Source organism: Leclercia sp. GHBNCSD (assembly GCF_055805075.1).
Genome location: NZ_JBQVYO010000001.1, coordinates 823323 through 843448, shown reverse-complemented (window position 1 = coordinate 843448; position 20126 = coordinate 823323). Strand labels below are relative to the sequence as shown.

At 57.9% G+C, this 20126-nt stretch carries 20 protein-coding genes and 1 other RNA gene; 15 read left to right on the top strand and 6 right to left on the bottom strand.

Annotation, left to right across the window (positions count from 1 at the left end):
- Positions 1 to 178 precede the first annotated feature (178 nt).
- From ppiD to fadM, 3 genes are all read left to right on the top strand, one after another.
- Positions 179 to 2050: a peptidylprolyl isomerase gene (gene ppiD, locus ACT3IC_RS04115; RefSeq protein ID WP_156654000.1), complete on the top strand. Its 1872-nt coding sequence runs from the start codon at positions 179 to 181 to the stop codon at positions 2048 to 2050.
- A gap of 148 nt (positions 2051 to 2198) precedes the next feature.
- Entirely contained in the window at positions 2199 to 2585 is a 387-nt protein-coding gene (locus tag ACT3IC_RS04110; RefSeq protein WP_103178485.1) for a helix-hairpin-helix domain-containing protein, read from the top strand.
- A 96-nt stretch (positions 2586 to 2681) separates the two neighbouring features.
- Positions 2682 to 3080, top strand: a complete 399-nt coding sequence (gene fadM / locus ACT3IC_RS04105) for a long-chain acyl-CoA thioesterase FadM (protein WP_103178486.1) — start codon at positions 2682 to 2684, stop codon at positions 3078 to 3080.
- 52 nt (positions 3081 to 3132) lie between these two features.
- Here the strand turns inward: fadM and queC are convergent, their stop codons facing one another.
- On the bottom strand, positions 3133 to 3828 hold the full coding sequence (queC, locus tag ACT3IC_RS04100; RefSeq protein WP_103178487.1) for a 7-cyano-7-deazaguanine synthase QueC: 696 nt from the start codon (positions 3826 to 3828) through the stop codon (positions 3133 to 3135).
- A 66-nt stretch (positions 3829 to 3894) separates the two neighbouring features.
- Complete coding sequence (locus tag ACT3IC_RS04095; RefSeq protein WP_156654001.1) at positions 3895 to 5595, bottom strand: SgrR family transcriptional regulator; 1701 nt, start codon at positions 5593 to 5595, stop codon at positions 3895 to 3897.
- A 100-nt stretch (positions 5596 to 5695) separates the two neighbouring features.
- Here ACT3IC_RS04095 and cof point away from each other — a divergent pair, with 100 nt between their 5' ends.
- Positions 5696 to 6514 (top strand): HMP-PP phosphatase, encoded by an 819-nt coding sequence (gene cof, locus ACT3IC_RS04090; protein ID WP_473476294.1) that lies wholly within the window; start codon positions 5696 to 5698, stop codon positions 6512 to 6514.
- A gap of 40 nt (positions 6515 to 6554) precedes the next feature.
- Here the strand turns inward: cof and ACT3IC_RS04085 are convergent, their stop codons facing one another.
- Entirely contained in the window at positions 6555 to 7601 is a 1047-nt protein-coding gene (locus ACT3IC_RS04085) for a PLP-dependent cysteine synthase family protein (protein WP_103178490.1), read from the bottom strand.
- Positions 7602 to 7716: 115 nt separating this feature from the next.
- On the opposite strand from ACT3IC_RS04085, the gene ACT3IC_RS04080 reads away from it, so the two are divergent.
- From ACT3IC_RS04080 to amtB, 5 genes are all read left to right on the top strand, one after another.
- A complete protein-coding gene (locus ACT3IC_RS04080; RefSeq protein WP_168192003.1) occupies positions 7717 to 8175 on the top strand; it encodes an Lrp/AsnC family transcriptional regulator in 459 nt (152 codons plus the stop codon).
- A gap of 30 nt (positions 8176 to 8205) precedes the next feature.
- Entirely contained in the window at positions 8206 to 9978 is a 1773-nt protein-coding gene (locus tag ACT3IC_RS04075) for a SmdA family multidrug ABC transporter permease/ATP-binding protein (RefSeq protein ID WP_473476290.1), read from the top strand.
- On the top strand, positions 9971 to 11749 hold the full coding sequence (locus ACT3IC_RS04070; protein ID WP_159339715.1) for a SmdB family multidrug efflux ABC transporter permease/ATP-binding protein: 1779 nt from the start codon (positions 9971 to 9973) through the stop codon (positions 11747 to 11749). Before ACT3IC_RS04075 ends, ACT3IC_RS04070 begins: the two co-directional genes overlap by 8 nt.
- Before the next feature lie 196 nt (positions 11750 to 11945).
- Positions 11946 to 12284 (top strand): P-II family nitrogen regulator, encoded by a 339-nt coding sequence (glnK, locus tag ACT3IC_RS04065; protein WP_103178493.1) that lies wholly within the window; start codon positions 11946 to 11948, stop codon positions 12282 to 12284.
- 33 nt (positions 12285 to 12317) lie between these two features.
- On the top strand, positions 12318 to 13604 hold the full coding sequence (amtB, locus tag ACT3IC_RS04060) for an ammonium transporter AmtB (protein WP_032616850.1): 1287 nt from the start codon (positions 12318 to 12320) through the stop codon (positions 13602 to 13604).
- A gap of 96 nt (positions 13605 to 13700) precedes the next feature.
- On the opposite strand, the gene tesB is transcribed toward amtB, so the two are convergent.
- Positions 13701 to 14561 (bottom strand): acyl-CoA thioesterase II, encoded by an 861-nt coding sequence (gene tesB, locus ACT3IC_RS04055; RefSeq protein WP_103178494.1) that lies wholly within the window; start codon positions 14559 to 14561, stop codon positions 13701 to 13703.
- 208 nt (positions 14562 to 14769) lie between these two features.
- On the opposite strand from tesB, the gene ACT3IC_RS04050 reads away from it, so the two are divergent.
- Complete coding sequence (locus tag ACT3IC_RS04050; protein ID WP_103178495.1) at positions 14770 to 15339, top strand: YbaY family lipoprotein; 570 nt, start codon at positions 14770 to 14772, stop codon at positions 15337 to 15339.
- 33 nt (positions 15340 to 15372) lie between these two features.
- On the opposite strand, the gene ACT3IC_RS04045 is transcribed toward ACT3IC_RS04050, so the two are convergent.
- A complete protein-coding gene (locus tag ACT3IC_RS04045) occupies positions 15373 to 15684 on the bottom strand; it encodes an MGMT family protein (protein ID WP_103824055.1) in 312 nt (103 codons plus the stop codon).
- A 178-nt stretch (positions 15685 to 15862) separates the two neighbouring features.
- Between ACT3IC_RS04045 and ffs the strand changes: the two genes are divergently transcribed.
- The 3 genes from ffs to ACT3IC_RS04030 all read left to right on the top strand — a co-directional run bounded on the left by ffs (position 15863) and on the right by ACT3IC_RS04030 (position 16696).
- Positions 15863 to 15959, top strand: an RNA gene (gene ffs / locus ACT3IC_RS04040) — signal recognition particle sRNA small type.
- Positions 15960 to 16229: 270 nt separating this feature from the next.
- Entirely contained in the window at positions 16230 to 16481 is a 252-nt protein-coding gene (locus ACT3IC_RS04035) for a hypothetical protein (RefSeq protein ID WP_039032396.1), read from the top strand.
- Complete coding sequence (locus tag ACT3IC_RS04030; protein ID WP_032616855.1) at positions 16478 to 16696, top strand: hypothetical protein; 219 nt, start codon at positions 16478 to 16480, stop codon at positions 16694 to 16696. Before ACT3IC_RS04035 ends, ACT3IC_RS04030 begins: the two co-directional genes overlap by 4 nt.
- A 142-nt stretch (positions 16697 to 16838) precedes the next feature.
- Here the strand turns inward: ACT3IC_RS04030 and yczR are convergent, their stop codons facing one another.
- On the bottom strand, positions 16839 to 18260 hold the full coding sequence (gene yczR / locus ACT3IC_RS04025) for a MocR-like transcription factor YczR (protein ID WP_325941686.1): 1422 nt from the start codon (positions 18258 to 18260) through the stop codon (positions 16839 to 16841).
- Between the two features lie 84 nt (positions 18261 to 18344).
- On the opposite strand from yczR, the gene yczE reads away from it, so the two are divergent.
- On the top strand, positions 18345 to 18953 hold the full coding sequence (gene yczE, locus ACT3IC_RS04020) for a membrane protein YczE (protein WP_103178497.1): 609 nt from the start codon (positions 18345 to 18347) through the stop codon (positions 18951 to 18953).
- Positions 18954 to 19029: 76 nt separating this feature from the next.
- The gene (locus tag ACT3IC_RS04015) at positions 19030 to 20103 is read left to right on the top strand and encodes a LacI family DNA-binding transcriptional regulator (RefSeq protein WP_159339719.1); all 1074 of its coding nucleotides are present in this window, start codon (positions 19030 to 19032) and stop codon (positions 20101 to 20103) included.
- Positions 20104 to 20126 lie beyond the last annotated feature (23 nt).

The following is a 20126-nucleotide window of genomic DNA, read 5'->3' as shown; positions in this document are numbered from 1 at the left end:
TTGAAAAGTACAAGGGCGCATCATTTGATGTGCCTTTTTTGTTTGTCCAGGCCTGATTTATGCGAGTTGTGGGCTGACAATAGCCCCGGTTTCTTGTCACAATACGTCTTTACGCGCTGCGGTCAGGATTCCGCCAGCGTCAGGTCACCAGTCACCTACAGCGGAGTGTGGTTACACCATGATGGACAGCTTACGCACGGCTGCTAACAGTCTCGTGCTCAAGATTATTTTCGGTATCATTATCGTGTCGTTCATATTGACCGGCGTGAGCGGATACCTGATTGGCGGTAGTGCAAACTACGCCGCAAAAGTGAACGACCAGGAAATCAGCCGTGGGCAGTTTGAGAATGCATTTGCCGGTGAACGTAACCGCATGCAGCAACAGTTAGGCGATCGGTTCTCTGAACTGGCGGCGAACGAAGGGTACATGAAGAACCTGCGTCAGCAGACGCTGAACCGTCTTATCGACGAAGCCCTGCTGGATCAGTATGCACGTGAGCTGGGTCTGAGCATCAGCGATGATCAGGTGAAGAATGCGATTTTCGCTACCCCTGCTTTCCAGAATAACGGCAAATTTGATAACACCCGTTATACCGCCATCGTTAATCAGATGGGGATGACGCCGGATCAATACGCTCAGGCACTGCGCAATCAGCTCACCACTCAGCAGCTTATTAACGCTGTTGTAGGCACCGACTTCATGCTTAAGGGCGAAGCGGACGAGCTGGCGACGCTGGTTGCTCAGCAGCGCGTCGTGCGCGAAGCCACTTTCGACGTTAACGCCCTGGCGGCTAAACAGCAGGCGAGCGACGAAGAGGTGAAAAGCTACTACGAGCAGAACAAAAACAACTTCACCGCCCCGGAACAGTTCCGCGTGAGCTACATCAAGCTGGATGCGGCTGCGATGCAGGAGAACGCCACCGATGCGGAGATCCAGTCTTACTACGATCAGCATCAGGATCAGTTCACTCAGCCACAGCGTAACCGTTACAGCGTGATTCAGACCAAAACGGAAGCCGACGCTAAAGCGGCGCTGGATGAGCTGAACAAAGGCACCGACTTCGCGACGGTCGCAAAAGAGAAGTCCACCGATATCATCTCTGCGAAAAACGGCGGTGACATGGGTTGGCTGGAAGAGGCCACCACCCCGGACGAGCTGAAAAATGCCGGCCTGAAAGAGAAAGGTCAACTTTCTGGCGTGATTAAATCTTCCGTCGGTTTCCTGGTGGCACGTCTGGATGATATTACCCCTGCGACAACCAAACCGCTGGCGGACGTCCATGATGAGATTGCGGCGAAAGTGAAGCAGGAGAAAGCGCTGGATGGCTTCTATGCGTTGCAGCAGAAAGTGAGCGATGCGGCCAGCAACGACAACGAATCCCTGGCGGGCGCTGAGCAGGCTGCGGGCGCGAAAGCTGTCACCACCGGTTGGTTTGATCGTGACAACCTGCCGGAGGAGCTGAACTTCAAGCCAGTGGCGGATGCTATCTTTAGCGGTGGTCTGGTGGGCGAAAACGGCACCCCGGGCAGCAACTCCGACATCATCACCGTGGACGGCGACCGCGCCTTTGTCCTGCGTGTGAGTGAACACAAGCCGGAGGCTGTTAAGCCGCTGGACGAGGTGAAAGATCAGATCGCTGCGCTGGTGAAACATAACAAAGCCGTGCAGCAGGCGAAGCTGGATGCTGAAAAGCTGCTGGCTGAGCTGAAAGCCGGTAAAGGTGATGAGGCGCTGAAAGCGGCTGGCCTGAGCTTTGGCGAGGCGAAGACCCTGAGCCGTACCGGTCAGGATCCGATCAGCCAGGCGGCATTTACCCTGAGCCAGCCTGCGAAAGACAAACCGAGCTTTGGTATCGCCAACGATATGCAGGGCAACGTAGTGATTGTGGCGCTGGATGAAGTCAAAGCGGGCACCATGCCGGAAGCGCAGAAGAAAGCGATGGTTCAGGGTATCACCCAGAACAACGCCCAAATCGCTTTCGAAGCGTTGATGAGTAATCTGCGTAAAGAAGCCAAAATTAAGCTGGGCGATATCATTACTCAGCAGTAATTACGGCGCTGGTCGCAAACTTAAGCAACATACTGCAATACCAAAAGGCCGCTTTCGCGGCCTTTTCCATTTCTGCAATCTGCTGTTTGTGCCTGAAAAGCGGCCCGAATAAGGTAAGGGGGCTGTCAACAAACAAGGAGAAAACAGCATGAAACATGGAATCAAAGCCCTTTTCATCACGCTTGCCATCGTAACGGCGGGGTTGAGCCACAGCGCGCTGGCGGCACCCTCGGTCGCGAAAACGCCGGTCACGCAAAGCAAATCTGAGCCGTCGGTCTCCGTCACATCATCACCGCAGTCGAAAGCCGCCGCGAGCAGCAAAAACGGCGAAGAGGAAGGGGTGCGGGTCAGCATTAATTCTGCATCGGCAGAGGAGCTGGCAAAGGTGATGAATGGCGTGGGGATAAAAAAAGCCCAGGCGATCGTCAGTTACCGCGAAGAGTACGGTCCGTTTAAAACTCTGGACGATCTCCGGCAGGTTCCGGGTATGGGTGGGGCGCTGGTGGAACGTAATCTTGCGCACCTGATGCTGTAATAACTTGCACAGTGGTAAAAATTTGCCAGGATAAAGAGGTCGTACCAGTTATGACCTCTGAATCTTATAATTAACTACCCTGAAGGCTATTGCGCTATGCAGACCCAAATCAAAGTTCGCGGTTACCACCTTGATGTTTACCAACACGTTAATAACGCCCGTTATCTGGAGTTCCTCGAAGAGGCGCGCTGGGATGGACTGGAAAACAGCGACAGTTTTCAATGGATGACCGCGCACCGTATCGCTTTTGTGGTGGTGAACATCAATATCAACTATCGCCGGCCCGCAGTGCTCAGCGATCTACTCACCGTGACCAGCCAGCTACAGCAGTTGAACGGAAAAAGTGGGGTATTGAGCCAGGTGATCACCCTGGAGCCGGAAGGACAGGTGGTGGCAGATGCATTGATTACCTTTGTCTGCATCGATCTGAAAACGCAGAAAGCGCTGCCGCTGGAGGGGGAGTTACGTGAGAAGCTGGAGCTGTTAATCAAATAACCCCGCTTCTGATGCCGGGCGAAGCATCTTTTCACCCGGCAGACCGCTCCGGTCAGTTAAGACCGGTTTTTTTCTTCAGAGCCGCCATCACCCCGGCTTTATCCGCCAGATAGTGATTCAGGCCATTAGCGCGCAGATTACACGCCGCACACTGGCCGCAGCCATCGCCTTTGATGCCGTTGTAGCAGGTGAGCGTTTCGTTACGCACCAGATCCAGCTTGCCCCAGTAGTCGGCCAGCGCCCAGGTTTCGGCTTTATCGAGCCACATTAGCGGCGTTTCGAAACGGATATCTTTGGCCATGCCGAGGTTCACAGCGTGGTTAAGGGCTTTAACAAACTCATCGCGGCAGTCCGGATAGCCCGAGAAGTCGGTTTCGCACACGCCGGTGATGATTGCCTCGGCTTTTACCTGGTAAGCATAGATGGCCGTCAGGGTCAGGAAGAGGATATTACGCCCCGGTACGAAGGTATTCGGGATCCCCTCGGCATCCGGTTCGTAGTCCGGTACCGGAATGCTGTCCCGGGTGAGGCTGCTCACCGCCAGTTCGTTGAGCAGAGTGACATCCAGCACCTTATGCGCCCGTGCGCCGAGTTTCACCGCCAGTTTTTGCGCGACCTCAATCTCTTCGCTATGGCGCTGGCCATAGTCAAAAGTCACACAATGGACTTCATCATATTGCTGCAGAGCCTGAACCAGACAGGTCGTGGAGTCCTGACCTCCACTGAAGACGACAACGGCACGTTTCATTAATCTTCCCAACTTTGACGGTTAAAGACCTATGGTAGCGTCTGCCCGTGGCGGCGACCAGCTTCTTCACGTTTTCGGCGCTGGCAGCCAGGCCTCGGTAAAGTCAAACCAGCCGCGCGGATTCAGCCGGATACCATTTACCCCCGGCGGGGCGCTGATTTGATATTGATAGTTGAACAGCGGCGTCAGCACGGCACGCTTCATCAGGCGGGAGTAAACCTCTTTCAGCGCCAGATGGCGGGCAGAACCGTCGGGTTGGGTCTGAACGGCATCCAGGGTCGCCATCAGGTGCGCGAACTCCGGTGCGCTGAGCAGATAAGGCCACAGGGCATCACAGCGCAGCCACTGCTCCAGGGTGTATTCTGGCGCCTCGCCAATTAACCTGTCCCCCATCATGATATCCGCCTCCGCCAGGGCGGTGCAGCCGTCCCAGGTTTTGGCGTCATGAAACATCACTCTGAGCTGACACCCTTCCTGCGCCAGATAGCGTTTCAACTGTTCCGCCATGGTATGCAACTCCACCGGCAGGTGATAAAGCAGAGTGAGCGTTTCCGGCAGAACGGTCTCCTGTTCCCGCGTCCACTGCGGGATTGACCAGCCCGGCAGCAACTCCTGGGTCGGCGTGATGAGATTCTCGTCCAGCGGCAGCGTATGCAGCAGCGACGAGTGATGGATGATCTCGATCATCCGTCGGGCCTGCGCTTCGCTTAGGCGATCGCTCTGTTTCAGCGTGAGGTAGCAAAAACCGAGGCTGATGCTGTTACTGACCAGCCGCAGGCTGGCAAGCTCCTCCGGCTCACCGATGGCAATCTGCACCGGATGACGACAGCTGGTACCTAAATCCTGGTCAAAAAGTTGAGGCGTGATCCAGTATTCGATCGCTTTCAGCAGCGGATGCCCGAGGTGGTACTGCTCGTGGCTTTCCAGCCGGACCAGGTCAGGATCGAAGATTGCCAGGCGAAACGGCCCGCTCCCGGTCAGGGGCTGTTCAGGATGGGCAAGGTGGCTGCAATAGCTTGCCAGCCGGTGCGCCAGCCAGTAGTCGGGATGGTGTAATACAAAAGTCAGGCACTGAGGATGGGTGACCTCAATTTGCCTCACGCTGTTAAACAGCTTGCGCAGCGCGGGCAGGGTAAGCAGCTTCGCCAGCTGGCTCTGGAGCTGGGTTGCCTCGACTTTATCCCCGTTGTGCCAGTGCAGCGTGGAGCGAATGTAGAAATGCCAGCGCAGCCCGTCGGTCGAGATATCCCAGTGATGCGCCAGATCGCCCACAGGTTCGCTGCGGGTATCGTCGAACCGGGTCAGTCCGGAAAAGATCTGTCCCACGAGATGCTGTTCAGCGCGGCCCGGCAGAAAACCAGGCTGGAGCGGATCGAGTGGACGGTAATAGGGAATGCGCAGCGTCGGCGTATCATTCTGCCACTGCCCGCCCAGAAAAGGATGCAGCAGCGCGCGCAGCGCCTGGGGGGCCAGCTGTGCCAGCGCCAGGGCATTCTGCTGATGCCCGCTTTTCAGCGCCTCTTCCATCATCGCGTTACGTAACGATTCCGGCGTGACGTAAAAGCGTAGCTCACCGCGCTTTCCGCGTCCGGACTGCGCATGCCAGCTGAGCCAGCCCGCCTCCTGGGCCTGACGCAGCAGGGTGCGGACATGCCGTTCACTGCAAAAACAGCGGCTCGCCAGCTCTGCCACGCTGACCTGCTGTGGCGCACCGGCAGAGGGCTGCCACAGTCGCTGGTACTGATTAAGTCGATTAAGCTGGCGCATCGTAAACCCGGAACAATAATGTCCATCTATTCAGTATTACTTCCGTATATACCAGGCAATACTGTTGCACAAGTTACCTCTTCACATTTTTGGAGTTCTCATGGCGCGGCTGGCGGCATTTGATATGGACGGCACCTTGTTAATGCCGGATCACCGTTTAGGCGATAGGACGCTGAGCGTGCTTAAGCGGCTGCGTGAGCGTGATATCACGCTCACCTTCGCCACGGGTCGTCATGTGCTGGAGATGCGCCACTTAATGGGGGCGCTCTCCCTCGACGCCTTTTTGATTACCGGCAACGGCACGCGCATTCACTCTCTGGAAGGGGATGTGCTTTATCGCCAGGATCTCGCCCCGGATGTGGCAGAACAGGTGCTGCACAGCACATGGGATACGCAGGCCAGCATCCACGTTTTTAACGATACCGGCTGGCTGACAGGCAAGGAAATCCCGGCGCTGCTCGAAGCGCACGTCTATAGCGGCTTCCAGTATCAGGTGACCGATCTGCGCCGTATTCCGGCCCATGCGGTGACGAAAATCTGTTTTTGCGGCGATCATGACGATCTGTGCCGCCTGCGCATTCAGCTCAATGAGGCGCTGGGCAGCCGCGCGCATCTCACCTTCTCGGCCATCGATTGTCTGGAGGTGCTGCCGGTAGGGTGCAACAAAGGCTCCGCGCTGGCGGTGCTGAGCGAACATCTGGGCCTGAGCCTGCAGGAGTGTATGGCGTTTGGCGATGCGATGAACGATCGCGAGATGCTGGGCAGCGTGGGGTGCGGCCTGATTATGGGCAATGCGATGCCGCAGCTGATCGCCGAGCTGGCGCATTTACCGGTTATTGGACACTGCCGCAACGAGGCCGTGTCCCATTTCTTAACCCATTGGCTGGATACACCTGATCTTCCTTATTCCCCCGAATAGTGAGACCCTTCCAGCAAGCCAGACAAACGTCTGGCTTTTTTTATTTTACCAGCCGGGTGATTTCCGCAAGCCACGGCGCCACATCGCCAATATTCGCTTTTACCCATTCGGCGTTGTAATAGGTCTCCAGATAGCGCTCACCGCTGTCGCACAGCAGCGTCACGACAGAGCCGGTTTGCCCTGCCTCACGCATCCGCGCGGCCAGCTGTAACGCGCCCCACATATTGGTGCCGGTTGAGGCCCCCACCTTGCGGCCCAGCTGCGTTTCCAGCCAGAGGGCGGTGGCGACGCTCGCGGCATCCGGCACGCGGAGCATCTCGTCCACCACATCCGGAATAAACGATGGTTCGACGCGCGGGCGGCCAATCCCTTCTATTTTGCTCCCGACCGGGCTGCGCAGGGCAGGATCGCGCTGCTGCCAGTAATCCAGGAATACGGAGTTCTGCGGATCCACCACCATAAGACGGGTATCGTATCCCTGGCAGCGAATATAGCGGCCAATGGTGGCCGAGGTGCCGCCGGTGCCAGCGCTCATCACGATATGGGCCGGTACCGGGTTAGGCTCATTCTGCATCTGGCGGAAGATACTGTCGGCAATGTTGTTATTGCCGCGCCAGTCGGTGGCCCGCTCCGCGAAGGTAAACTGGTCCATATAGTGGCCGTTCAGCTCCCGGGCCAGCATCTCTGAGGCGGCATAAATTTCACAGGCGCTTTCCACAAAGTGACAGCGACCACCGTAAAATTCGATCTGTTCGATTTTACGTTTCGCCGTACAGGATGGCATAACGGCGATAAACGGCAGGCCGAGCAGGCGGGCAAAATAGGCCTCAGAGACGGCGGTGGAACCGGAGGAGGATTCAATAATGGTGGTGCCTTCATTGATCCAGCCATTACACAGCCCATACAGGAACAGCGAGCGCGCCAGACGGTGCTTCAGGCTGCCGGTGGGGTGGGTACTTTCGTCTTTCAGATAGAGCTGGATACCCGGAAAACCGGGCAGGGCAAGGCGAATAAGGTGTGTATCCGCCGACCGCTGATAATCGGCGTTAATTTCACTGATGGCATTTTTAACCCAGGTGCTATTCATCGAAGTTATCCATTTGTCATTTTGTGCCCAGCATAGCGAAAAGCACAGAAAAAATTGTTGCTATCTGACCTTTAAAATAGAATGTGAAGAGAAAAATTTTCTCTGCGGGGTGGTTATGCTAGATAAAATTGACCGTAAGCTGCTCTCCTTACTGCAAAGTGACTGCACCCTCTCTTTGCAGGCGCTGGCGGATGCCGTTAATCTGACCACCACGCCCTGCTGGAAACGCCTGAAACGACTGGAAGACGAAGGCATATTGCTGGGGCGTGTGGCGCTGCTCGATCCCGAAAAACTGGGGCTTGGCCTGACCGCGTTTGTGCTGATAAAAACGCAGCACCACAGCAGCGAATGGTACTGCGGATTCGTTAGCGTGGTTTCACAGATGCCGGAAGTGCTGGGCTTCTGGCGCATGGCGGGCGAATATGACTACCTGATGCGCGTACAGGTAGCTGACATGAAGCGCTATGATGACTTCTATAAACGGCTGGTCAACAGCGTGCCGGGTCTGACGAATGTCACCTCCAGCTTTGCGATGGAACAGATAAAATACACCACCGCCTTACCCATTGAATAACCCGGAATACAATCCTCAGGAAAAGACCGCGTGCGATTATTTGCTCAGTTAAGCTGGTACTTTCGCCGGGAGTGGCAACGCTACCTCGGTGCAGTCGCCCTGCTTATTATTATTGCCATTCTGCAGCTCATCCCACCAAAAGTGGTGGGCTACGTTGTGGATGGCGTTACGGAACAGCATTACACCACCGCACGGGTGATGATGTGGATCGGCACGCTGGTCCTGACGGCGGTGGTGGTCTACCTGCTGCGCTATGTCTGGCGCGTGCTGTTGTTCGGTGCGTCATACCAGCTTGCCGTCGAGCTGCGGGAAGATTTTTACCGCCAGCTCAGCCGCCAGCATCCGGAATTTTATCTGCGCCATCGCACCGGCGACCTGATTGCCCGCGCCACCAATGACGTGGATCGCGTAGTCTTTGCCGCCGGGGAAGGGGTATTAACCCTGGTGGACTCGCTGGTGATGGGCTGCGCGGTGCTGATCGTCATGTCGACCCAAATCAGCTGGCAGTTAACCCTGCTGGCGCTCCTGCCAATGCCTCTGATGGCCCTGGCGATCAAACGCTACGGCGATCAGCTTCACCAGCGCTTCAAGCTGGCGCAGGCGGCGTTCTCCACTCTTAACGACCGTACCCAGGAGAGCCTGACCAGTATCAGGATGATCAAAGCCTTTGGCCTGGAGGATCGTCAGTCGGCGCTGTTTGCCGCCGACGCGGCGGATACCGGGGCCAAAAACCTGCGCGTCGCCCGGATTGACGCCCGTTTTGATCCCACGATTTATATCGCCATCGGCACCGCTAACCTGCTGGCCATTGGCGGCGGAAGCTGGATGGTGATTAACGGCTCGCTGACGCTCGGACAGCTGACCAGCTTTGCCATGTATCTGGGGCTGATGATCTGGCCGATGCTGGCCCTGGCCTGGATGTTTAACATTGTCGAGCGCGGCAGCGCGGCCTACAGCCGGATCCGCGCCATGCTCGCCGAAGCGCCGGTGGTCAACGACGGTAGCGAGACGGTACCGAACGGACGCGGCGAGCTGAATGTCGCCGTCCGCGCCTTTAGCTATCCGCAGACGGAACAGGTCACGCTTGAAAACGTCCACTTTACGCTGCAACCGGGGCAGATGCTGGGCATCTGCGGCCCAACAGGCGCCGGCAAGAGCACCATTCTGTCTCTAATCCAGCGCCACTTCGATATCCCTCAGGGTGAGATCCGCTTCCACGATATTCCACTGCCGCAGCTGCGGCTGGATAGCTGGCGCAGCCGCCTTGCGGTGGTGAGCCAGACGCCGTTCCTCTTCTCCGATACCGTCGCGAATAATATTGCGCTGGGTTGTCCGCACGCCACACGCGAGGAGATCGAGCACGTTGCGCGTCTCGCCAGCGTCCATGACGATATCCTGCGCCTGCCCCAGGGCTATGAAACCGAAGTGGGCGAGCGCGGCGTGATGCTGTCGGGCGGGCAGAAGCAACGTATTTCCATCGCCCGTGCGCTGCTGCTGAATGCCGAAATCCTGATCCTCGACGATGCCCTTTCCGCCGTCGATGGCCGTACTGAACATCAGATCCTGCATAACCTGCGACAGTGGGGGGAGGGGCGCACGGTGATCATCAGCGCCCATCGTCTCTCGGCCCTGACCGAGGCGAGCGAAATTCTGGTGATGCAGCACGGGCACATTGCCCAGCGCGGGCAGCATGAGCAGCTGGCGGAACAGCCGGGCTGGTATCGCGATATGTACCGTTATCAACAACTGGAAGCGGCGCTGGATGAGGTGCCGGAGACGGGCGAGGAGGCCGCCGATGCGTAGTTTTTCCCAGCTCTGGCCTACCCTGAAGCGCCTGCTGGCCTATGGCTCGCCGTGGCGCAAACCGCTGTCGCTGGCGGTGGTATTGCTGTGGATTGCGGCGATAGCCGAAGTGACCGGCCCGCTGCTGATCAGCTATTTCATCGACAACATGGTGGCGAAAAACTATCTGCCGCTCGGTTTAGTCACCGGGCTGGCGGTGGCCTATGTCGGGCTACAGTTGCTGGCGGCGGGGCTGCACTACGCCCAGTCGCTGCTCTTTAACCAGGCCGCCGTGGGGGTGGTGCAGCAGTTGCGCACCGACGTGATGGACGCCGCGCTGCGCCAGCCGCTGAGCGCGTTCGATACCCAGCCTGTCGGGCAGATTATCTCCCGCGTGACTAACGATACGGAAGTGATCCGCGATCTCTATGTTACGGTGGTGGCGACGGTGCTGCGCAGCGCCGCGCTGGTCGGCGCTATGCTGGTGGCGATGTTCAGCCTGGAGTGGCGCATGGCGCTGGTGGCGATGGCGATTTTCCCGGCGGTGATGATTGTGATGATCATCTACCAGCGCTACAGCACACCGATTGTGCGCCGGGTGCGGACCTATCTGGCGGATATCAACGATGGCTTCAACGAGGTCATCAATGGCATGAGCGTGATTCAGCAGTTCCGTCAGCAGGCGCGCTTTGGCGAACGGATGGGCGAGGCCAGCCGCTCACACTACATGGCCCGCATGCAGACCCTGCGTCTGGACGGTTTCCTGCTGCGCCCGCTGTTAAGCCTCTTTTCGGCGCTGGTGCTGTGCGGGTTGCTGATGCAGTTTGGCTTTGCCGCCCGTGGCACCATCGAAGTGGGGGTGCTGTATGCCTTTATCAGCTATCTGGGCCGTCTTAATGAGCCGCTGATTGAACTCACCACCCAGCAGTCGATGTTGCAGCAGGCGGTGGTCGCCGGTGAGCGCGTTTTTGAGCTGATGGATCGCCCGCGCCAGGCCTATGGGGATGACGAGCGCGAACTGCAAAGCGGCGAGATTGAATTTGATCAGGTCTCCTTTGCCTATCGCGACGATCGCCTGGTATTGCAGGATATCAACCTGACGGTACCGTCCCGAAGCTTTGTCGCGCTGGTGGGGCATACCGGCAGCGGTAAAAGTACCCTCGCCAGCCTGCTGATGGGCTACTACCCGCTCACCGAAGGTGAAATTCGTCTGGATGGGCGCCCGCTGTCGACCCTGAGCCACGCCGTGTTGCGTAAAGGGGTGGCGATGGTGCAGCAGGATCCGGTGGTTCTGGCCGACACCTTCTATGCCAACGTGACGCTGGGGCGGCCGTTTAGCGAAGAGCAGGTGTGGGACGTGCTGGAAAAGGTGCAGCTGGCGGATCTGGCCCGCGGCCTGCACGACGGTATCCATACCCGGCTGGGCGAGCAGGGTAATAATCTGTCAGTCGGGCAAAAGCAGCTATTAGCGCTGGCCCGGGTGTTGATCGATACGCCGCAGGTGCTCATCCTCGATGAAGCCACCGCCAGCATCGATTCCGGCACCGAGCAGGCGATCCAGCAGGCGCTGGCGGCGGTACGCGAACAGACCACCCTGGTCGTGATTGCTCACCGCCTGTCGACCATTGTTGAGGCAGATACCATTCTGGTGCTTCATCGCGGCCAGGCGGTTGAGCGCGGTACCCATAAGCAACTGCTTGAGGCGAAAGGGCGTTACTGGCAAATGTATCAACTGCAGCTCGCTGGCGAAGAGCTGGCCGCCAGCGCGCGGGAGGAGTCCCTCAGCGCCTGATGCACTAAAATTAAGCAACCTGCCAGCCGCTGAATCGGTTGGTGCAAAAATGAAACGCACCCTGCACTGTCATGGTGCGTTTTTTTCGCCATCTTATCGCGATGCCTCGTATTCACGCCCTTTTCACTTTTGGCACACCCCTTGCAATACCACCTTCGTTAGCTCGCCAAAACCGAATTCTGACTGGAGGGGATATATGAAGCTGGTTACCGTGGTAATCAAACCATTCAAGCTCGAAGACGTGCGTGAAGCGCTCTCTTCAATGGGTATTCAGGGGCTGACCGTCACCGAGGTGAAAGGCTTTGGTCGACAGAAGGGGCATGCAGAGCTCTACCGTGGCGCGGAATATAGCGTCAACTTTCTGCCAAAGGTGAAGATTGACGTGGCGATCGCCGACGATCAGCTGGAAGAAGTCATCGACGTGATTAGCAAAGCAGCCTACACCGGCAAAATTGGCGACGGCAAAATTTTCGTTGCTGAGCTGCAACGCGTTATTCGCATTCGTACAGGCGAAGCCGACGAAGCGGCACTGTAAAACAGCAGGCACACAGTGATAGGGATCGAGAAAATGAACACAACAACACTTAAAGCAGGTCTGGGGTCTCTGGCGCTGTTGCCGGGGCTGGCAATGGCTGCACCCGCGGTAGCAGACAAAGCCGATAACGCCTTTATGATGATTTGCACCGCGCTGGTGCTGTTTATGACCATTCCGGGGATCGCGCTCTTCTACGGCGGCCTGATCCGCGGCAAAAACGTCCTCTCCATGCTCACCCAGGTGACGGTGACCTTCGCGCTGGTTTGTGTGCTGTGGGTGGTTTACGGCTACTCGCTGGCCTTCGGGGAGGGCAACGCCTTCTTCGGCAGCTTTAACTGGGCGATGCTGAAAAATATCGAGCTGACCGCGGTAATGGGCAGCTTCTATCAGTACATCCACGTGGCGTTCCAGGGCTCGTTCGCCTGTATCACCGTCGGGCTGATTGTCGGGGCGCTGGCGGAACGTATCCGCTTCTCCGCCGTGCTGATCTTCGTGGTGGTGTGGCTCACGCTCTCCTACGTGCCGGTGGCGCATATGGTGTGGGGCGGCGGCCTGCTGGCCTCTCATGGCGCGCTGGACTTTGCGGGCGGTACCGTTGTGCATATCAACGCCGCGGTAGCGGGGCTGGTGGGAGCATACCTGATCGGCAAACGCGTCGGTTTTGGCAAAGAGGCCTTCAAACCGCACAACCTGCCGATGGTCTTTACCGGCACGGCTATCCTCTACTTCGGCTGGTTTGGCTTTAACGCTGGCTCAGCAAGCGCAGCAAACGAAATCGCGGCGCTGGCCTTCGTGAATACCGTTGTGGCGACAGCGGGCGCAATCCTCTCCTGGATCTTTGGCGAGTGGGCGGTACGCGGCAAGCCTTCGCTGCTGGGTGCCTGTTCCGGTGCCATTGCCGGTCTGGTGGGCATCACCCCGGCCTGTGGCTTCGTCGGTGTCGGTGGCGCGCTGATCATTGGTATCGTGGCAGGTCTGGCCGGTCTGTGGGGCGTAACGGCGCTGAAACGTGTTCTGCGTGTGGACGACCCGTGTGATGTCTTTGGTGTGCACGGCGTGTGCGGCATCATCGGCTGTATCATGACCGGTTTCTTCGCCTCAACGTCCCTTGGCGGCGTGGGTTATGCGGAAGGCGTGACCATGGGTCACCAGGTTCTGGTTCAGCTGGAAAGTATCGCCATCACGGTGGTCTGGTCGGGTGTGGTGGCCTTTATCGGCTACAAGCTGGCAGACATGACGGTGGGGCTGCGCGTACCGGAAGAGCAGGAGCGCGAAGGTCTGGACGTCAACAGCCACGGCGAGAACGCATACAACGCGTAAAGTTAAAGTATTGCCCGGTGGCGCTACGCTTACCGGGCCTACGGATTGTGCTTTTGTAGGCCGGGTAAGGCAAAGACGCCGCCCGGCTTTTTCATATCATCCGCGGTTACGCATCACCCCTTCCTGCACGGTGGAGGCCACCAGCACGCCATCCTGGGTATAAAACTCACCACGAACAAAGCCGCGAGCGCTGGATGCCGAGGTACTCTCCACGCTGTACAGCAGCCACTCATTCATATTAAACGGACGGTGGAACCACATCGAATGGTCGATGGTGGCAACCTGCATCCCTTTCTCAAGGAAGCCCACACCATGTGGCTGCAGGGCAACCGGCAGGAAGTTGAAGTCGGAGGCATAACCCAGCAGATATTGATGCACGCGGAAATCTTCCGGCATCGCGCCGTTCGCGCGGATCCAGACCTGACGAGCCGGCTCCGCAATATGGCCCTTCATTGGGTTGTGGAACTCAACCGGGCGGATCTCCAGTGGTTTATCGCAAAGAAACTTCTCTTTAACCTGCGGAGGCAGCAGATGCGCCAGCGCACGGGCAATGTCCGTCTCGGAACGCAACGCGTCGGGTGCGGGGGCAGGGGGCATCGCTTTCTGATGCTCATAGCCCGGCTCCGGCGCCTGGAATGAGGCGGTCATGTAAAAGATTGGCTTGCCGTTTTGCACCGCCGCCACGCGGCGGGCGCTGAAACTGGTGCCGTCGCGCAGGACTTCAACGTCATACACGATGGGCTTCTGGCTGTCGCCAGGGCGCAGAAAATAGCTGTGAAAGGAGTGCACAAAGCGCTCCTGGGGTACGGTCTCTTTTGCAGCGTAGAGGGCTTGTCCCACAACCTGGCCGCCGAAAACCTGGCGTAGCCCCAGATCTTCGCTTTGTCCCCGAAAGAGTCCTTCTTCAATTTTTTCCAGGTTTAATAATGTCAGCAGATTGCTTAATGCCTGACTCATAGTCGTCCTCAATTAATACGCCGTGGCGAAAGATACGCAGAGTATAACGCAGAAATGCAAGTGGTCCGATGGGTGCAATAATCTGAATAACAGGGGGATTCCAGGCATAAATAATTGATCTGTGCCACACTTAGTCTCGTTATCTTTATGTTAACCACTCATCTGGCGGTATCGATCCCGCTGGTGCATTGATGATAAGGAGAACTCAATGAAACTCGTGCACATGTTAAGTGGTTTAGCGGTAGCGGTTGCTCTCTCTGCCTGCGCGGACAAAAGCGCAGACATTCAGACACCGGCGCCGAACCCTAACACTGCTGGCGTAGCGACGCAGCCGACCATTCAGCAGCCAAATGTCTCAGGTACAATCTGGATCCGCCAGAAGGTGGCTTTACCGCCGGATGCAGTGTTAACCGTTACCCTGTCTGATGCCTCGCTGGCGGATTCGCCATCGAAGGTTCTGGCGCAGCGGGCGACGCGTACCGAGGGTAAACAGGCGCCATTTAAATTTGAACTGCCGTTTAACCCGGCGGATGTTCAGCCTAACGCCCGCATCCTGCTGAGCGCAGCCATTACCATTGACGATAAGGTTGTCCTGATGACCGATATCGTTAAACCGGTGATCAACCAAGGCGGTACCAAAGCCGATCTGGTGCTGGTGCCGGTACAGCAGACCTCGCTGCCGTTGCAGCCTGGCGGCGGTGCGCCGACAACGGTGCCGTCAACGTCACCAACCCAGGTTAGCCCATCTACGGCTACGCCGGCGCCAACCCAGCTTTAATGCTTCATGCCCCTCTCGTCTGAGAGGGGCTATTCAATACCGCCAGCGATAACGCTGCATATCAATTTGCCCACTTCCCGACACCTGCACACCTTCGCTGAGTAAGGCCTGACGCTGGCGCTGTAAATCTGGCCCGGTTAAGGAGATTGCTCCGTGGCGGTTGACCACCCGATGCCAGGGCAGGGTGCTACCTTCAGGCAGCCTTCTCAGCACACCGCCTACCTGTCGCGCTGCACGGGGAGAACCCGCCAGCTGCGCCACCTCGCCATAGGTGGTGACCGTGCCTTCGGGAATCGAGGCCACTATCTGCCATACCCGCTGGGGAAAAGAGTCGTGCTCGTCCATTTTGTGCTCCTGTGTTAAGGGCATGATAAAGATTTACGGACAAGACAGGAAGAAAGTGCCCACTCTGTAAACGCTTTGCGCAATAAAACATCACCCGGACGCGGTTAACTTGCAATTGCTATCCCGTACAGTGATAATGCGCCAGCGCGTTGGTTAACAACGCTCTCAATGGGGGCTCTGTTGGTTCTCCCGCAACGCTACTCTGTTCACCAGGTCAGGTCCGGAAGGAAGCAGCCAGGGCAGACGACGTGTGTGCCGGGATGTAGCTGGCAGGGCCCCCACCCATTTCTGCTCTTCTCAGCATCGCTTCATATCCATTATCGCCATTATCCCCAACAATAGTGCGCGTATTATATATTTTTAAACCGACCTGTATATTTCGCAAATTGTCATCATACTGAAACATGGTTGTCATTATTCTGTCATAAATTTTCTGCAGGGTAAGTGTGACATTTTTATGATGTATAAGCAGAGAATATATATCTGGATAATAATGTTAACTTCGTGTATTAATTTAAGAAAAAATAGCCAGGGATGTAAAAACGATGACGACTGCAGTCCTGAATGTAAAAATTGACGAAGCGCTGAAAGAGAAACTTCGTCATTATGCCGAAGTGAATAATGAGAATCTCAGCGTTACCACTGAGAAGCTGCTGCAGATGGCATTTGCTGTAGCAGATGAGGCGGGAGTGACGGAGGAGGATATCGACAATCAGCATACGGAAGAAGAGAGTGTAGCTCCATTTACTCCTAAAGAAATCAAGGCACTAAGAAAAATTCTGAAGAAGAAAAAATGAAACAACATCAACAATCCACCGCCAGCAGCTACTCCGAAGCCTGCACGCTTCTGCGCTCTGGCTATGTCAAACATGTCCGCCTGGGCTGGGACGTTGGCAGTGATGAGTTCTTTCGAATTGCGTCTGACTGGTGTGATACCGGCGCAAAAATAAAGAAAGAAGGCGATAGTTTTGTTATTTCCCTGAAAGGTTTTCCTATTCCTGCTCAGCACTGACCTCCCATGCTGAAAATGTCTGACTGTAACAATTACAGTCAGACATTTTTAAATTGCCCGTTATGCGCGATTATTTGTGCGCCCGCTCACTTTTTTCCCGTAATTAATATCAACGTTGCAGTCGCCCACGGCGAAAAGGCGATTACACCAGGGTACGTTTTACGTTTTGCCCACCGTTAATCAGCGCCAGCCACAGCGGCTTGATCCGCACCAGGGCGTTTTCCAGCGCCATTGGCTCCAGAGAGAAGGGCATGCGCAGGTAGCGGTCAAACGCCCCGGAAAGCCCGAACCGCGTCCCGGTCCCCAGATGAATACCCGCCGCTTCGGCGCGGGTGGCGAGCTGAGTGGCCAACATATCCGGCAGTTCCACCCAGTAGGATAAGCCCCCTTCCGGCACCTGGAAACGCCAGTCGGGAAAATGTTCCCGCAGTAGCGCGGCGCAGCCATCTCGCCGCTCACGCAGCATCTGCCGTCGGGCAGGTAAAAAGGTTTCGCCCTGCTCAATCAACCACAGGGTCGCCAGCTGTTCCAGCAGCGGCGAGCCGAGATCGAGCGTATCGCGCGTTTGCGCCAGCGTGGCGATGGTGCGCGCCGGGGCGCGAACCCAGCCCAGACGCAGGCCGCCCCAGAAACTTTTTCCCGCCGAGCCGAGGGTAATGACATTGCCGTTCGGGCAGAAGGCAGCCAGCGGCGCTGGGGGAGGTGCATCGAACCAGAGATCCACCATGGTTTCATCGACGACCAGCAGAGTGCGGGCCCGGGCAGCCACGGCGGCGATAGCTTGCCGGCTCGTCGCATCCATGCAGCGGCCCGTGGGATTGTGGAAATCCGGCATCAGATAAGCCAGGCGCGGCGCGGTCTGGGCGAGGGTGGCGGCAAAGCCGTCAATATCCCAGCCGGTCTGCGGCAGCGAGACACCTACCGGTCGGCAGGAGGCGCCCTGGATGGCGGCAATAGCCAGCGGGTAAGTGGGGTGATCCACCACTACCCGATCGCCTGGCCCGGTGAACATGCGCAGTACCAGCGCCAGCCCGCTGACGGCACCGTTAACCACCATCACCTCTTCTGCCCGGGTCGGCAGGCCGCGCGCCGTATAGCGTGCGGCAATGGCTTCGCGCAGGGCCAGCAGTCCCAGTTGGTCATAGCCTGTTTGCGTCAGATGCGGCGTCATGGCGGTCAGGGCATGGGTATAGGCCTGATGGATCTCCGGCCCGGCTCCCAGCGCGGCGGTAGAGAGATCCAGCGCCGCACTGGCGTTGGCGCGGGTAGGGGGTGTGCGGCTGTTGGGCAGGATCACCCGCGAGCCGCTACCGTGTCGGCTTTCGAGGTAGCCCTCATCCCGCAGATGGGCAAGGGCGCTGCTGACGGTGGTCCGGCTGACTTCCAGCGTTAAAGCCAGCTCCCGCTCTCCCGGCAGGCGTGTATCCAGCGCCAGCCTGCCGTCCAGGATCAGCAGGCGCAGGGCATCGGCCAGCTGTCGCCACAGCGGGGTACGGGAGGGGCTCCCCTGCCAGTGACCCAGCAGACGCACTAATGACTGACTTCCAAATCGACGTGATGACACAGGCAGTCCACTTTTTGAAAACTGGTCATTAATCATAGGGCCATTTCAGGCAATGATAAAAGCAGAAACCATCGGAGAGCGATCATGTTACGTCGATTACTTCAGCTTTACGTCGGATTAAGCCTCTATGGCCTGTCAACGGCGATGTTTGTGCGCGCGGATCTGGGGGCCGATCCGTGGAATGTCTTCCACCTGGGGGTGGCAAAACTGCTGGGAATGGATATTGGCACCGTTATCATTCTGACCGGTGTGCTGGTGCTGCTGCTGTGGATCCCACTGCGCCAGCGCCCGGGGCTCGGCACCATCAGCAACGTGATTGCCATCGGTCTGGCGGCCGATGTCGCGCTGGCGTTTATTCCGGCTATCGATTCGCTGATGGCCCGCTGCGTATTGCTGGTCAGCGCGGTTATCGTAAATGCGCTGGCGACCGGCATGTACATCGGGGCCGGATTTGGCGCCGGGCCGCGCGATGGCCTGATGACTGGTATCAACGCCCGCACCGGCTGGTCGGTTCGCAGCGTGCGCACGGCGATTGAGATTTCAGTTTTGCTGACTGGCTGCCTGCTGGGGGGCACTTTTGGTGTCGGTACCGTGCTCTATGCGTTAAGCATCGGCCCGCTGATCCAGATCTGTCTGCCATGGTTTCGTCAGAGACCGCGCCCGCTAGTCCCGCAGCCTGAGCGCGTTGTCTGATTTTGCGAAGCGCTCACATGCTTTACGCCAGGCGTTATGACAGAATAGGTACCTCTGTCACTGCAACGCGAAGCGCATGAAAGCCATAACGCTCTATGATGTTGCCCGCCTCGCGGGCGTCTCTTATCAAACCGTCTCACGGGTCATTAATGATGCGGCCCACGTCTCGGCCCGGACCCGGGAGAAAGTGCTGCAGGCGATGGCCGAGCTGCACTATGTTCCCAATCGCGGCGCCCAGCAGTTGGCCGGTAAACGCACCCGCACCCTGGGGTTGATTACTACAGATCTGGCCCTGCATGCCCCCTCGCAGATTGCCTCAGCGGTGAAGACCCGCGCAGGCGAGCGCGGGGCGAGCGTGCTGATCTCGATGGTGGAAAATCCCCAGCAATGCATGGCGGCGCTGCAGGAGCTGCTGGCCCAGCGCGTGGAAGGGCTGCTGGTTAACGTGCCGCTCGAAGAGGCCCAGGCAGAAAGCCTGCAGGCGCAGGCCCTTCCGGTGCCGGTACTGTTTCTTGATGTCTCCCCTGACGCCCGGGTACACAGCCTGGTGTTTGATGCCGGACAGGGGGCCACTCTGGGGGCGCAACATCTGCTGGCGCTGGGCCATCAGCGGATCGCCCTGCTTGGCGGGCCACAAAGTTCCGTCTCTGCCCGGGCGCGTCTTGCCGGCTGGTTGTCTGCCTTAGGCGATGCGGGCCTGGAACCGTGTGCGGTTGCGGAGGGGGACTGGAGCGCGGCTTCAGGTTATGAAAAAGGCCATCAGCTGCTGGCGGGGGCGACCCTCCCGCAGGGGATCCTGGTGGCGAACGATCAGATGGCCCTTGGCGTGATGCGCGCCTGTGCCGAAAAGGGTATTGCTGTGCCGGGCCAGATCTCGGTGGTCGGTTTTGACGATACCACCGACAGCGCGTGGTTTACCCCGCCGCTGACCACGGTTCGTCAGGCGTTCCGTGAGGCGGGACTGCGCAGCGTGGAGTGGTTACTGGCGCAGCAGGGGACGAGTGAAGCAGCCCCGGCACAAACCCGGCTGCCGGTGACGCTTGTCGAGCGCCACTCCACCGCCCGGGAAGGGATCCCGCAGGGAAGTGAAGATCTGGCCCGTCAGCTTAAATCGCTGGCGCTGCTGGCCGAACAGCTGGCGCGTCGTTAACGCTTTTGTGATCGCCATCGCTT

What these genes read in the sequence shown, in the direction of transcription:
- ACT3IC_RS04045 (WP_103824055.1), bottom strand. Translation starts at nt 15,684, where the DNA reads ATGGACGAGCACGACTCTTTTCCCCAGCGGGTATGGCAGATAGTGGCC.
- ACT3IC_RS04110 (WP_103178485.1), top strand. Translation starts at nt 2,199, where the DNA reads ATGAAACATGGAATCAAAGCCCTTTTCATCACGCTTGCCATCGTAACG.
- ACT3IC_RS04015 (WP_159339719.1), top strand. Translation starts at nt 19,030, where the DNA reads ATGAAAGCCATAACGCTCTATGATGTTGCCCGCCTCGCGGGCGTCTCT.
- amtB (WP_032616850.1), top strand. Translation starts at nt 12,318, where the DNA reads ATGAACACAACAACACTTAAAGCAGGTCTGGGGTCTCTGGCGCTGTTG.
- ACT3IC_RS04095 (WP_156654001.1), bottom strand. Translation starts at nt 5,595, where the DNA reads ATGCGCCAGCTTAATCGACTTAATCAGTACCAGCGACTGTGGCAGCCC.
- ACT3IC_RS04070 (WP_159339715.1), top strand. Translation starts at nt 9,971, where the DNA reads ATGCGTAGTTTTTCCCAGCTCTGGCCTACCCTGAAGCGCCTGCTGGCC.
- ACT3IC_RS04035 (WP_039032396.1), top strand. Translation starts at nt 16,230, where the DNA reads ATGACGACTGCAGTCCTGAATGTAAAAATTGACGAAGCGCTGAAAGAG.
- glnK (WP_103178493.1), top strand. Translation starts at nt 11,946, where the DNA reads ATGAAGCTGGTTACCGTGGTAATCAAACCATTCAAGCTCGAAGACGTG.
- queC (WP_103178487.1), bottom strand. Translation starts at nt 3,828, where the DNA reads ATGAAACGTGCCGTTGTCGTCTTCAGTGGAGGTCAGGACTCCACGACC.
- ACT3IC_RS04050 (WP_103178495.1), top strand. Translation starts at nt 14,770, where the DNA reads ATGAAACTCGTGCACATGTTAAGTGGTTTAGCGGTAGCGGTTGCTCTC.
- cof (WP_473476294.1), top strand. Translation starts at nt 5,696, where the DNA reads ATGGCGCGGCTGGCGGCATTTGATATGGACGGCACCTTGTTAATGCCG.
- fadM (WP_103178486.1), top strand. Translation starts at nt 2,682, where the DNA reads ATGCAGACCCAAATCAAAGTTCGCGGTTACCACCTTGATGTTTACCAA.
- ACT3IC_RS04085 (WP_103178490.1), bottom strand. Translation starts at nt 7,601, where the DNA reads ATGAATAGCACCTGGGTTAAAAATGCCATCAGTGAAATTAACGCCGAT.
- yczE (WP_103178497.1), top strand. Translation starts at nt 18,345, where the DNA reads ATGTTACGTCGATTACTTCAGCTTTACGTCGGATTAAGCCTCTATGGC.
- ppiD (WP_156654000.1), top strand. Translation starts at nt 179, where the DNA reads ATGATGGACAGCTTACGCACGGCTGCTAACAGTCTCGTGCTCAAGATT.
- ACT3IC_RS04030 (WP_032616855.1), top strand. Translation starts at nt 16,478, where the DNA reads ATGAAACAACATCAACAATCCACCGCCAGCAGCTACTCCGAAGCCTGC.
- tesB (WP_103178494.1), bottom strand. Translation starts at nt 14,561, where the DNA reads ATGAGTCAGGCATTAAGCAATCTGCTGACATTATTAAACCTGGAAAAA.
- ACT3IC_RS04080 (WP_168192003.1), top strand. Translation starts at nt 7,717, where the DNA reads ATGCTAGATAAAATTGACCGTAAGCTGCTCTCCTTACTGCAAAGTGAC.